Below are 13215 nucleotides of genomic sequence, written 5' to 3'. Positions count from 1 at the left end.
TATTACTGACAGTCTCCAAGACCATTAATGATAATTTGTAAAGGACTATTTGCACCGCCACCACCACAAGTGGCAATTTGCTGTTGTAAGGCTGCTTTATAAGCCAAACATACTTCAGTATATTGCGGACTACTGGGGTCTGTATTATTGTAAAGTTCTTCTGCAGCTTGAGCTTCAGCTACAACATCGTCACAAGAATCTAAACCACCTCCCAAATTATACAGTGGAACATCAAAAAATACACCTTGACTAAAATTAACCGTTTTCAATCCGTCTTGTGAGAACGCATTAAACCAAAAACGGCCTGAAACTGAAGTAGCTGTTACTTGAGTAATTTCAATTTCTCCATCTGGTGGATATAATGAAAATTCTGGGTTGGGCACAAAATTCGTTGAATAACTAATTTGATCAAAAATTAAATATTCTGCTTTACTAGAACTTCCTCTACCGAGATATTTAGCTCCTAATTCTAGATTAGGGACAGTAAAATATAACCCATCATTGCCGTTTTTACCAACAATAACAATTCTGCCAGCATTATTATACCGAACCTCATAAGAAGTTGCTCGCCATAAATTACCATCCTTTTTCCCTTGTACGGCTGGCGTGTTAAATTTTATTTCATCACTACAACTTAAAATTGTCACCAAAACCAGCATTAAAACACTTATTCTCTTCATAGTACATATATTTAGGAACTCAAAAATAATATAAAAAACGTAATAAGTTAGAATTTTACTTAACTATTTAAAAATCAAAAAAAATATAGTATCTTTGCGCACTTATTAATAATCGAGGTCGAGAACCTCACTAATTAATTTTTATGTCAGTTAAAATTAGATTACAAAGACACGGTAAAAAAGGAAAACCTTATTACTGGATTGTTGCAGCAGATGCAAGAGCAAAAAGAGATGGTAAATACCTTGAGAAAATTGGTGCTTACAATCCAAACACAAACCCAGCAACTATTGAATTAGATGTCGATGGTGCTGTAAAATGGTTACAGGATGGCGCACAGCCAACCGATACGGCTAGAGCAATTTTATCTTATAAAGGTGCTTTGCTTAAAAATCATTTAGCAGGTGGCGTTAGTAAAGGTGCTTTAACAGAAGAACAAGCTGAAGAAAAATTCAAAGCTTGGCAAGAAGAGAAAACTGGAAAAGTTGAAGCAAAAACTGAAGATTTAGCAAAAGCTGAAGCGGAAGCTAAAGCCAAAGCTTTTGAAGCAGAAAAAGCAGCTAACGAAGCGCGTATTGCAGCCAACACTCCTGTTGTTGAGGAAGTTGCTGAAGAAGCAAGTGAAGATACACCAGAAGTTGAAGCTGAAGCTTCAAACGAAGAGGAGTAAAATATTTTATTTCATACCTTTGAACCCAGACTAAAAAGTCTGGGTTTTTTATTTTAAAATATGAAAAAAGAAGATTGTTTTTACTTAGGTAAAATTGTAAAAAAATACAGCTTTAAAGGGGAATTACTAATTAAACTAGACACTGACGAACCTGATTTATATGAAAGCCTAGACGCGTTGTTTATTGATTTAAGAAATAATTTAGTGCCTTTTTTTATTGAGTCCTCACAACTTCATAAATCTGATTTATTACGTGTAAAATTTGAAGATGTAGACACAGAAGCTGATGCTGATGCTTTAATAAAAAGTGACATTTATTTGCCTTTGGAATTTTTACCAAAACTAGATGATGATAAGTTCTATTTCCATGAAATTATAGGTTTTCAGGTTATTGATAAAACTCATGGTAATATTGGGACAATAAAATCGGTTAACGATTCAACAGCGCAAGCCTTGTTTGAAATAGATAAAGATGGTATTGAAATTTTAATTCCAATGAATGATGAATTCATTTCAAAAGTCGACAAAACCAAAAAGGAAATTTTGGTAAACACACCAGAAGGATTGATAGACCTTTACCTTGAATAATTATGTCCGAATTCAAATTCAAACAATTTACCATAAATCAAGACCGTTGCGCCATGAAAATTGGCACAGATAGTATGCTGCTGGGCGCATGGACATCAGTCAATCACAACCCATTTAATGTGCTCGATATTGGTACTGGCACAGGAATTTTAAGTCTTATGATAGCTCAACGTAGTCATGCTGAACAAATTGAAGCTATAGAAATTGATGATGATGCTTTTGAACAGTGTGTTGAAAATTTTGAGCAATCACCTTGGAACGATAGACTTTTTTGCTTTCATGCTTCCTTATTTGAATATATCGAAGCTGTAGATGAAAAGTTTGACCTCATTATTTGCAATCCACCCTTTTATTCTGAAGACTATAAAACACAAAACAAATCTAGGAATTTAGCACGTTTTAGTGATGCCATGCCTCTAGAGCATATTATTTTTGCAGTTATCAACTTCCTTTCTGAAAACGGGAAATTTTCCATTATTGTTCCTTATAAAGAAGAAGAAATCGTTATTGAAGAAGCTAGCCTGATTAAATTATTTCCAAATAGAATTTTACATGTAAAAGGAAATCCTAATTCAGAAAAAAAAAGAAGCCTGATTGAATTCTCATATAAAAAAAACAAAGTGAATACAGAGGTTCTAGTTATCGAGACTGAACGGCATCAGTACACGCAAGATTATATAAATCTCACCAAAGATTTCTACTTAAAAATGTAAGGTTTTAGTCATGACGCTTGTTCCACTTCATCAATACATAAAAAGGTATGCCTAATACCAATAGAATAAATCCGTAGAAAACCGTTTCCTGTCCAGAACCAAAAATTGCCCATAGTGAATACGAAAAGCCCAAACCACCTAAAACAAAAGTTTTTACCCAGTTTTGCAGATGAACTTTCTTCTCAATCAGGATCAGAATGTAAGCTGCCGCAGTAAAGAGATAAGGTACCAAAGCCACAAACACGACGATATCTACAATGAACTTAAATTGATCAACAAGGCCTTCTGATAAATTCATAAGCAGCACACCTGTTGTCAACAAACTACCTATTATCAGACCCATAGCTGGCGCTCCTTTTTCATTTTCTTTCTTGAATACCTTGGGAAACAATCCATCCTTTGCAGTTGCCAAAGGAACTTGTCCAGTAACCATAATCCAACCATTTAAAACACCCAAACCAGATATTATGACACCTATGGCCACAAAATAACCGCCAAATTCACCCGCAATTATTCGGGCTGCTTCGGCAAAAGGCGCTGCTGATGTTTGCAACCTATCAATAGGTAAAATACCAAAAAGCACCACAGTTCCTAAAATATAAACGCTTGCAGTTATTATAGTTCCCATCATAGTCGCTTTTGGAATAGTCTTTTCCGGATTCCTAATACTTTGCGAAGGGATGGTAGCACATTCAAGACCGAGAAAAGCATATAGTGTTAGTGCTGCAACCATTGGGAATGTGGCAAAATCACTTTCGGACGTTAAATTAAATGCCGGGAAGTTATCAATACTAAAAAAGAAAGCTCCAACAACAATTACAAAAACTAATGGTAACAGTTTGAGTACGGTTGTAACAACCTGCACCCTTCCCGACTCCTTGATTCCTTGTGTATTTATCCAAGTAAAAGCCCAAATCAATCCCAATCCAATAACAACTTTGTAAAGCGTATTGGTTTCCAAAACAGGAAAAAAGAAACTCAATGCCCCGATGATGGCAACAGTCAAAGCCGCATTACCAATCCAACAGGACAGCCAATAGCCCCAAGCAATTAAAAACCCCATAAAATCACCAAAAGCAGCTTTTGGATAAGCATAAGGGCCGCCGCCCTTTTTGATGATCTTACTAAAATTACTGAATATTTTCGCCAGAATCAAAGCGCCAATTGTTGTAAAAACCCAACCTAGCAAACTTATGCTACCGTATTTAGACAAGGCAGCTGGCAAGATAAAAATCCCTACACCTATCATATTTCCAATGACAATGCAGGTTGCGGTGACCAAACCTATTTTAGGGGGAATTTTGCTCATTTTTATATCTGAATAACGATTTTTGACTAATTAATAAAAATGAGGCAGGTTAAATGTACAATTAAAATATTTCTAATGAAATCTTTCACCTTTTTATATGTATTTGGTTAAATTTGGCCAGACTTAAAAATTCGATTAAAAATGAAGCCAGACTTATTTGAAGCACCTGATTATTATAATTTAGACGAACTGTTAACTGATGAACATAAGTTGGTTCGTGATGCAGCCAGAGAATGGGTAAAACGTGATGTATCTCCTATTATTGAAGAATACGCACAAAAAGCTGAATTCCCAGAACAAATTATTGGAGGTCTTGCCGAAATAGGTGCCTTTGGACCATATATTCCAGTAGAATATGGTGGCGCAGGATTAGATCAAATTTCTTATGGATTAATTATGCAGGAAATTGAGCGTGGTGATTCAGGTGTTCGCAGTACGGCTTCGGTGCAATCATCGTTGGTGATGTACCCAATTTGGAAATATGGCAATGAAGAACAACGTCAAAAATATTTACCAAAATTAGCATCTGGAGAGTGGATGGGATGCTTTGGATTAACTGAACCCGATCATGGTTCTAATCCAGGAGGTATGGTAACAAACTTTAAAGACATGGGAGACCATTATCTTTTAAATGGTGCTAAAATGTGGATTTCTAATGCGCCTTTTGCACAAGTTGCTGTTGTTTGGGCAAAAGATGAAAGCGGCCGTATTCACGGATTAATTGTTGAACGTGGCATGGAAGGATTTACAACACCAGAAACTCATAATAAATGGTCACTACGTGCAAGTGCAACTGGGGAGTTAATATTTGACAATGTGAAAGTACCAAAAGAAAACTTATTACCTAACAAATCAGGACTTGGTGCTCCACTAGGGTGTTTAGATTCTGCACGCTATGGTATTGCTTGGGGAGCCATTGGAGCAGCAATGGATTGCTATGATACCGCTTTACGATATAGTAAAGAACGTATGCAGTTTGGCAAGCCAATAGGTCAGTTCCAATTACAACAAAAGAAATTAGCCGAAATGATTACTGAAATCACCAAAGCTCAATTATTAACATGGAGGCTTGGTGTGCTACGTAATGAAGGCAAAGCTACATCAGCTCAAATATCCATGGCGAAACGCAATAATGTGGATATGGCTATAAACATTGCTCGTGAAGCCAGACAAATGTTAGGTGGTATGGGTATTACCGGTGAATATAGTATTATGCGTCATTCTATGAATTTAGAAAGTGTGATTACTTATGAAGGCACACATGATATTCATTTACTGATTACTGGCTTGGATATTACTGGTTTGAATGCTTTTAAATAAATAGTAAATTCTAAAAACATTATAAAGCGAATCATTGTGGTTCGCTTTTTTTATGGACTTTTGTTTACATTTACTATATGTTTTCCAGTAAAAAACGATTAAATAAAGCCTACAAAGAATCTCCTATTGTTGAATTTGATGATTCTAGTAAGTTTATTTTATTTAGTGATTGTCATAGAGGTGATAACAGTTTCGCTGATGATTTTGCCAATAACCGCAATATATACTTTCATGCTTTAAAGCATTATTATGCTGAAGGTTTTACATACTGTGAATTGGGCGATGGCGACGAGCTTTGGGAGAATCTAACCTTTAAATCTATATTCGAAGCTCATAAAAATGTTTTTTTATTATTAAAGGCTTTCCATCAAAATAAACGTTTGCATTTACTATATGGGAATCATGATATGGTTTACAAGGATCAAAAATATGTTGAGAAACATTTATCTATTTATTTTGAACCAATAACGGGAAAAGATGAAGAACTTTTTAAAAACCTAACATATCATGAAGGGTTAGTTTTAAAACACAAAAAAACACAACAACGGCTTTTTTTAACCCATGGTCATCAAGCTGATTGGTGGAATTATACATTTTGGAAATGGAGCCGATTTATGGTTCGAGTACTCTGGAAACCATTAAATGTCATGGGCATTGCTGACCCAACGAGTCCTGCTAAAAATTATAAGGAGCTTATTAAAGTTGAACGACGCATTAAAAAATGGATTATTAATAACAATAATCTCATCACAATTGTTGGGCACACTCACAGACCACGTTTCCCTGAGCCAGGTGACATTGCCTTTTTTAATGATGGTAGCTGTGTTCATCCCAGAAGTATAACTGGAATAGAAATTGAAAATGGTGAAATATCCTTAATTAAATGGCAAATTGCCACAACCGATGATGGTACACTTAAAATAGTAAGAGTCCTTTTGGAAGGACCTCAAAAATTAATAGACTATAAAACGGATTAAATTTCTGGAGCGAGTTCAACCTCCAGACCTTCCATATCAGGATTAATTTGTAATTGGCAACCTAACCTACTATTATCCTTTACATTAAATGCTTCAGACAACATAGCTTCTTCATCATCTTGCATTTCAGGTAATTCATGATCAGACAACACATAGCATTGGCATGATGAGCACATAGCCATTCCGCCACAAATTCCAATGGTGCCTTCAGGAGCTAATTCATATGACCTAACAACTTCCATCAAATTCATAGCCATATCTGTTGGTGCCATAACCTCATGCTTTAAACCATCTCTATCAATTATTTTTATGTTAATGTCTTGTTCCATTACTCTATAGCTTTTACAACAGCCTTTGGCGCTTCTTTTCTAGTCCCATCAAAACCATCTACACCACTAACCGTTGTGTATTTTAAAACATACCGTTTTCCAGGATTAATAATTTGATAAGCAGCTTGACACATTAAAGTAGCCTCGTGAAACCCACAAAGAATCAACTTAAGCTTTCCTGGATACGTGTTCACATCACCTATGGCAAAAATCCCAGGTATATTGGTTTGATAATCTAATGCGTTATTTACTTTTATAGCATTTTTTTCAATCTCCAGACCCCAATTTGCAATAGGTCCCAATTTAGGAGATAAACCAAACAGTGGAATAAAATGATCGCACTCAATCTCAAATTCTTTTTCAATATGCTCGGCTTGAGAAACAACAACTGCTTTCACGTGATGATGCCCTACAATTCCTGTAACTTCAGCAGGCGTAATTAAATTTATCTTACCTAAATTTTTTAATTCCTGAACTTTTTCAACAGAATCTAAATGTCCTCTAAATTCGTTTCGTCTGTGAATGAGCGTTACCTCGCTTGCCACATCACTCAAAAAAATACTCCAGTCTAATGCCGAATCGCCACCGCCTGCTATTACCACCTTTTTATTGCGATACATTTCAGGCTCTTTTATCATATATTCAACACCTTTATCTTCAAAATCAGCTATGTTATGAATTAAAGGTTTACGTGGTTCAAAACTCCCCAAACCACCAGCAATAGCAACTACAGGTGCATGATGTTTTGTTCCTTTATTGGTTGTTACTATAAACGTACCATCTTCCTGTTTATCTATTGTTTCTGCGCGCTCTCCAAGAGTAAATCCTGGTTCAAATTGTTTACATTGTTCTAACAATTTATCTGTTAAATCACCTGCTAAAATTTCTGGATAAGCTGGAATATCATAAATGGGCTTTTTAGGATATATTTCTGAACATTGTCCTCCTGGTTGAGGTAATGCATCAATAAGATGACATTTAAGTTTTAAAAGCCCTGCCTCAAATACAGTAAACAAACCTGTTGGACCAGCTCCAATTATAAGTATATCTGTTTTAATCATGAATTGTAAGTTTCGAAAACAAAGTTATTATTTACTTTAATTATTAAATGTGACATAAGTCACATTCGTAAAAAAATTAAGCTTCAACATTAATAACTTGTTCTATTTGTGGCGCATACTTTTTTATGGTCATTTCTACACCAGATTTTAGTGTCATTTGATTAACACTACAACCCACACATGCACCTTGAAGTTGGACTTTGACCAATTTATCATTTTCAATAGAAAGCAATGAAATATCACCACCATCACTCTGTAGAAAGGGACGAATCTCATCCAATGCTTTTTCTATATTTAATTTTAGTTCTTCTGTATTCATGTTTTATTTTTTAACAGCTGAACATCCAGCCATGGTCGTTATTTTTATTGCTTCAGTAGGTGGCAAGTTATCATTTCTTCTAACCAGCTCTTGAACAACATGCTGCGTTAAAGTCTCAAACGCTTGTTCTAAAACAGTAGCTGTCTGTAAAGCTGCTGGTCGTCCTATATCACCAGCCTCACGAATACTCTGCACCAAAGGTAATTGCCCTAAAAATGGCACTTGTAAATCTTCAGCTAAATTTTTGGCACCTTCTTTTCCAAAGATATAGTATTTATTATCTGGTAACTCTTCTGGTGTAAAGTAAGCCATATTCTCAATGATGCCTAAAACAGGCACATTAATACTTTCCTGCTGAAACATGGCAACGCCTTTTTTAGCGTCAGCCAAAGCAACATTTTGAGGCGTACTAACAACAACAGCGCCAGTTATTGGTAATGATTGCATGATACTTAAGTGAATATCACCCGTTCCAGGAGGTAAATCAATAAGCATAAAGTCTAACTCACCCCAATGGGCATCAAAAATCATTTGGTTTAAAGCTTTGGCAGCCATAGGTCCTCTCCAAACAACAGCTTGGTTTGGTTGCGTAAAAAACCCTATAGATAAAACCTTTACACCATAATTTTCAATGGGTTTCATTTTAGACTTTCCGTCAACATTGACCGCTAGAGGTTTTTCATTTTCAACGTCAAACATAATGGGTACTGAAGGTCCGTAAATGTCAGCATCCAAAATACCGACTTTAAAGCCCATTTTAGCCAAGGTGACAGCCAAATTAGCCGTTACTGTAGATTTACCAACTCCGCCTTTTCCTGAAGCTACAGCTATAATATTTTGAATACCAGGAATTTCTTTCCCTTTAATGACATTATTTGCCTGTTTTGTAGGCGCATCAACCTTAACATTTACGGTGATTTTTGCTTTTTCATAGACCTTATCATGAATAGTTTTCATGATATCTACCTCTGTTTTCTTTTTGGCTTGCAAACTAGGGTTGGCGATGGTAATATCTACAATGACTTCATCACCAAATGTCACCACATTTTTAACGGCACCACTTTCTACCATGTTTCGCCCTTCACCAGGAGCCGTTATAGTTTCAAGCGCCTTAAATATATCTTGTTTGTTTAATTTCATTTTCTTGAGACAAAAGAACAAAGACAAAAGAGCAAAGACATGTGTTTATAGCGTAAATTCCTTTTTCTCTATTCTTATTTCTGTTTTAATTAAGAATCATTCTAAAGTGCAAATATACAGTGAATTGTTTAGATTTTGAAACGCTTTTATTGAAATGATTTATACAACAATTCAAGTCATTTATAGTGTTGCTATTTTTATTTGTATATTTAATTACTTATTAATCAACCACATGAAAAAACTTTACATTTTTACCGCAGCCCTATTATTTTCTTTTTCCCTACAAGCGCAGATAATTAATATACCTGACGCTAATTTTAAGAATGCTTTGACCAGTACAATTTGTTGTAATACTGGTGTTGGCGCATGGACTGATGCAGATTTTAATAATGACGGGGAAATTCAAACAAGTGAAGCCTTACAAATTGTTTCTATGAATGTTGATAATGAATCTATAACATCATTATTGGGCATTGAGTCATTTACGAATTTAGAAAGCTTACGTTGTAACGATAACCAAATAACTAGTTTAGACTTAAGTAATTTAATAAACTTAAGTTATTTGTATTGCGAAAATAATGACCTGAATTCTTTGGATTTAAGCGGTTTGGAAAATATGATAAATTTGAATTGCCGTGATAATCAATTAACAAGTTTAGAATTAGGTGGATTGGTCAATATCGAAGAATTGAATTGTCGTAATAATCAACTATCGGTTTTAAATATTGCTGATTTTACTAATTTAAAACGTTTATACTGCCAAGATAATTTACTGGAAAATTTAACTATTCCTAATTCAATTGAACTTTTGAACGTTGATTGTAATAATAATCAACTAACATCCTTACAAATAAATGCTTCGGATTTTTCTAGTTTGGATTGCAGCAACAACTTATTAACATCTTTAAATCTTTCCTCTATGGAAAGTTTAAATAGCTTAACCTGTAATAATAATCAATTAACTTCTTTAGATGTTTCTACAATGACAACTTTAAATAGTTTAATCTGCCAAGACAATCAGTTAACTTCTTTAATTTTAGGAAATTTAAATATTAACCAGATAGTGTGTGGAAACAATCTGTTAACCGAATTAACTGTAAATTCTACAACACTTTATAATTTGAGTTGTAATAACAATCAATTAACTGTGTTAAACATCAACAATGCGCCTAATCTTCATTACTTATATTGTGGTAATAATTTATTGACTTCTTTAGATTTTTCAAATCAATCTTCATTTGGGACATTAGATTGCAGCAATAATAACCTAACTACGTTAGACGTATCAAATTTGCAATCCATTGAAGATTTAATTGTTGATAATAATGAACTGACTTCAATTAACCTTTGTCCCATAACATGGGAAACTTTAAGTGTTAGAAATAATTTTCTAACTGAAATAGACATCAGCAATAGTCCAAATCTTGAGGGTATTTTTTGTGAAAATAATTTACTCACCTCTTTGGACATCAGTAATAACAGTTCACTAATAAACTTATATGCCAGTGATAATGAATTTACCTCCTTAAATTTTGGTAATGCAGAAAGTCTAGCTTGGGAATATGATGTTTTTTTTGATGGAAACCCAAATCTTTCGGTAGTGTGTACCATAGAAGAAAATTTTGATCAGGTACAAAACAAATTAACTGAGTTTGGGTATACGGATGTTGCTATTTCATCTTATTGTTCCTTTGAGCCAAATGGAGAATACTATATTGTACAAGGCGAAACTACTTTTGATTCTAACAATGATGGCTGTGATGTTAGTGATATTGCCATGCAAAATGTTAATTACAATATTACCAGTAACTCCATAAATGATAGTTTTATATCAAACACCGATGGAACGTTTACATTGTATATAGATTCCGGTTCTCATACCATCGCACCCAATTTTGAAAACCCAGAATATTATTCGGCTTCTCCAAGTAGTCTTACCGTCAATTTTCCGTCTGACACCAGTCCTTTTGTTCAAGATTTTTGTGTGACAGCTAATGGCTCTTATCACGACTTGGAAGTTGCTGTGTTGCCTTTGGAAGGTGCGCGTCCTGGTTTTGATACAGACTATAAAATAGTATACAAAAACAAGGGTACAACCACACTTTCTGGCAGTGTAGATTTAACCTTTCAGGATGATATTATGGACTTTGTTTCTGCTACTCCTTCTCAAGATGCACAAACTGGTGGTATGTTAAGTTGGAATTTTACAGATTTAGCACCTTTTGAAGTTCGTGAAATTACATTCACAATGGGTCTTAATGCTCCAACCGATACACCTCCCGTTAATGGCGATGATATTTTGGTTTATGAAGCATCTGTTAACCATTCTGAAACTGATGAGACACCTGATGACAATACAGCAGTCTTTAATCAAACCGTTGTTAACTCTTTTGACCCCAATGACAAAACCTGCCTGAAAGGTGATTATATTACACCTGAAGAAGTTGGTAAGTATGTGGACTATCTGATTCGTTTTGAAAATACGGGAACAGCCAGTGCTGTGAACATCGTGGTAAAGGATGATATCGATATTACCAAGTATGACCTATCTACACTGGTGCCTTTGCATGCTAGTCATGACTTCTTTGCTCGTATAAAAGATCAAGGCAATGACCATTACATTGAGTTTATCTTTGAGGATATCAATCTGCCTTTTGATGATGCCAACAACGATGGCTATGTGGCCTTTAAAATCAAAACACTCGAGACTCTGGTGTTGGGAGATTCCTTTGACAACAATGCTGAAATTTACTTTGATTATAATTTCCCTATCATTACAGATGAAGCCACCACAACTGTGGCTGCCTTAAGTATTGATGAGTTTGGATTCGCTGATAATGGTATGGTATTATATCCGAATCCGACGACCAATATTTTGAATTTAGAATCAAAACAGCCTATCGAACATGTCACAATTTTTGACATTTCTGGTAGAACGGTTCAAGAGATTGCTGTTTTAGGGACAAAACACAAACTGGAAATTTCTACTGAAAAACTTATTCCAATGACTTATTTCGTGAAAATTGAAACCGAAACAGGTGAATCTGTTAGAAAAGTGATTAAAAACTAAAGTTATTGTAAATCGTGTTATTTAACAACTAGTTTTTTAATTTCTGTTTGACTCCCTTGGTTTATCCTTAAAAAATAAACGCCTTGTTTCAAATTTGAAACATCTAAAGTTTTATTCTTTAACGCTTTTGTTAAGATATTTTTCCCTTCAAGATTATAAACAATCACATTAACCGAGTCGTCATTAAGAGTTGAAAATGTCACAAAATCAGATGTTGGATTAGGATAAATTTTAAATGAGTAAAAGGTATTTTCTTTGGTTGAAAGGGGTTGACAATTTTCGTCAACATAAACAAATCTCGTTTCTGATACTGTGCAACCAGCAGGACAGTCTCCACCATATAAGGTAAAAGTGAATAAATAATTATTTTCAGTAGTATTATATTGGACAGTAATATCACACACTGACACATCTTCTCCTGAAATAGTATAGGGAATTCCTGTGTAATTAAATCTTAAATCAAAATCTTGTACATAAACATCAGCATATTCTACATTTTCAACAACTTCAAAATCATCTATTAAAGCATATAAGTTTAAAAAGTCAAATCCAGTTTTAAGAAAAAATATAGTACATGAACAGGTGTTGAATTCCCAAAAATCATCTACAGTAAATTGGTAGGTGGTCATTAAGTTATCTAGTTCAGGAATTCCTGAAATACCTGTGTTTTTAAACCCTTCTACCCAAGGCAAAGCAGTAGGAACACGAAACACCAATGTCTTGTATTCAATAGGATACATATACTCTTGATTGACATGAAAGTTAAAATCGTTAAACAGCATATCTATATCACTATCATTATTTGGGTTTTCATAAATCCCTGACAATAGTTCAAGATAGGGTGTCACTCTGCCTTCGGGAAGAAACGGATTATCATAATCGGGATCTGATGAATCTGCTAAAATATCTCTTAATGCCAAAATTTTAGCGTCCAAAGTATAGTTGTCTTCAATATAAGTATTAATATGGCATTGCGCTACTGCACTAAAGCCAAACAAACCAAGCAACCAAAAAAGTATCATCCTCATGCAATAAATATAA

The 13215-nt window shown here is 34.6% G+C and carries 13 protein-coding genes; 6 read left to right on the top strand and 7 right to left on the bottom strand.

Annotated features, from left to right (window positions below):
- Nucleotides 1-2: 2 nt before the first annotated feature.
- Nucleotides 3-680: a DUF6252 family protein gene (locus HGK31_RS04820; RefSeq protein WP_191858706.1), complete on the bottom strand. Its 678-nt coding sequence runs from the start codon at nucleotides 678-680 to the stop codon at nucleotides 3-5.
- A 143-nt stretch (nucleotides 681-823) separates the two neighbouring features.
- Here HGK31_RS04820 and HGK31_RS04815 point away from each other — a divergent pair, with 143 nt between their 5' ends.
- Genes HGK31_RS04815 through HGK31_RS04805 form a run of 3 tightly spaced genes read left to right on the top strand, consistent with a single transcriptional unit; the run spans nucleotide 824 to nucleotide 2649 of the window.
- Complete coding sequence (locus HGK31_RS04815) at nucleotides 824-1348, top strand: 30S ribosomal protein S16 (RefSeq protein ID WP_104735413.1); 525 nt, start codon at nucleotides 824-826, stop codon at nucleotides 1346-1348.
- Between the two features lie 60 nt (nucleotides 1349-1408).
- Nucleotides 1409-1936, top strand: coding sequence for a ribosome maturation factor RimM (gene rimM / locus HGK31_RS04810; protein WP_191858705.1), 528 nt, complete (start codon nucleotides 1409-1411; stop codon nucleotides 1934-1936).
- 2 nt (nucleotides 1937-1938) lie between these two features.
- Complete coding sequence (locus HGK31_RS04805; protein WP_191858704.1) at nucleotides 1939-2649, top strand: tRNA1(Val) (adenine(37)-N6)-methyltransferase; 711 nt, start codon at nucleotides 1939-1941, stop codon at nucleotides 2647-2649.
- A gap of 4 nt (nucleotides 2650-2653) precedes the next feature.
- On the opposite strand, the gene HGK31_RS04800 is transcribed toward HGK31_RS04805, so the two are convergent.
- On the bottom strand, nucleotides 2654-3958 hold the full coding sequence (locus HGK31_RS04800; protein WP_191858703.1) for an amino acid permease: 1305 nt from the start codon (nucleotides 3956-3958) through the stop codon (nucleotides 2654-2656).
- Nucleotides 3959-4099: 141 nt separating this feature from the next.
- Here HGK31_RS04800 and HGK31_RS04795 point away from each other — a divergent pair, with 141 nt between their 5' ends.
- Both HGK31_RS04795 and HGK31_RS04790 read left to right on the top strand, forming a co-directional pair.
- Nucleotides 4100-5278, top strand: a complete 1179-nt coding sequence (locus tag HGK31_RS04795) for an acyl-CoA dehydrogenase family protein (RefSeq protein WP_191858702.1) — start codon at nucleotides 4100-4102, stop codon at nucleotides 5276-5278.
- 77 nt (nucleotides 5279-5355) lie between these two features.
- Nucleotides 5356-6255, top strand: coding sequence for a metallophosphoesterase family protein (locus HGK31_RS04790; RefSeq protein ID WP_191858701.1), 900 nt, complete (start codon nucleotides 5356-5358; stop codon nucleotides 6253-6255).
- Here HGK31_RS04790 and HGK31_RS04785 read toward each other — a convergent pair.
- From HGK31_RS04785 to HGK31_RS04770, 4 genes are all read right to left on the bottom strand, one after another.
- Complete coding sequence (locus HGK31_RS04785) at nucleotides 6252-6584, bottom strand: 2Fe-2S iron-sulfur cluster-binding family protein (protein ID WP_191858700.1); 333 nt, start codon at nucleotides 6582-6584, stop codon at nucleotides 6252-6254. The two genes, HGK31_RS04790 and HGK31_RS04785, sit on opposite strands and share 4 nt — an antisense overlap.
- A complete protein-coding gene (locus HGK31_RS04780) occupies nucleotides 6584-7645 on the bottom strand; it encodes an NAD(P)/FAD-dependent oxidoreductase (protein ID WP_191858699.1) in 1062 nt (353 codons plus the stop codon). Before HGK31_RS04780 ends, HGK31_RS04785 begins: the two co-directional genes overlap by 1 nt.
- Nucleotides 7646-7721: 76 nt before the next feature.
- Nucleotides 7722-7964, bottom strand: a complete 243-nt coding sequence (locus HGK31_RS04775; protein ID WP_104735405.1) for a NifU family protein — start codon at nucleotides 7962-7964, stop codon at nucleotides 7722-7724.
- Nucleotides 7965-7967: 3 nt separating this feature from the next.
- Complete coding sequence (locus HGK31_RS04770; RefSeq protein ID WP_191858698.1) at nucleotides 7968-9104, bottom strand: Mrp/NBP35 family ATP-binding protein; 1137 nt, start codon at nucleotides 9102-9104, stop codon at nucleotides 7968-7970.
- A gap of 232 nt (nucleotides 9105-9336) precedes the next feature.
- Between HGK31_RS04770 and HGK31_RS04765 the strand changes: the two genes are divergently transcribed.
- Nucleotides 9337-12174, top strand: coding sequence for a T9SS type A sorting domain-containing protein (locus HGK31_RS04765; RefSeq protein WP_191858697.1), 2838 nt, complete (start codon nucleotides 9337-9339; stop codon nucleotides 12172-12174).
- A 17-nt stretch (nucleotides 12175-12191) separates the two neighbouring features.
- Here HGK31_RS04765 and HGK31_RS04760 read toward each other — a convergent pair whose 3' ends face one another.
- A complete protein-coding gene (locus HGK31_RS04760; RefSeq protein WP_191858696.1) occupies nucleotides 12192-13202 on the bottom strand; it encodes a T9SS type A sorting domain-containing protein in 1011 nt (336 codons plus the stop codon).
- Between the last annotated feature and the right edge of the window lie 13 nt (nucleotides 13203-13215).

Origin of the sequence: Hanstruepera ponticola (genome assembly GCF_012931685.1) — a bacterium.
GTDB classification, from domain to species: domain Bacteria; phylum Bacteroidota; class Bacteroidia; order Flavobacteriales; family Flavobacteriaceae; genus Hanstruepera; species Hanstruepera ponticola.
Note: the sequence above shows the minus strand (reverse complement) of the source record. Positions and strands in the feature narration are given on the sequence as shown.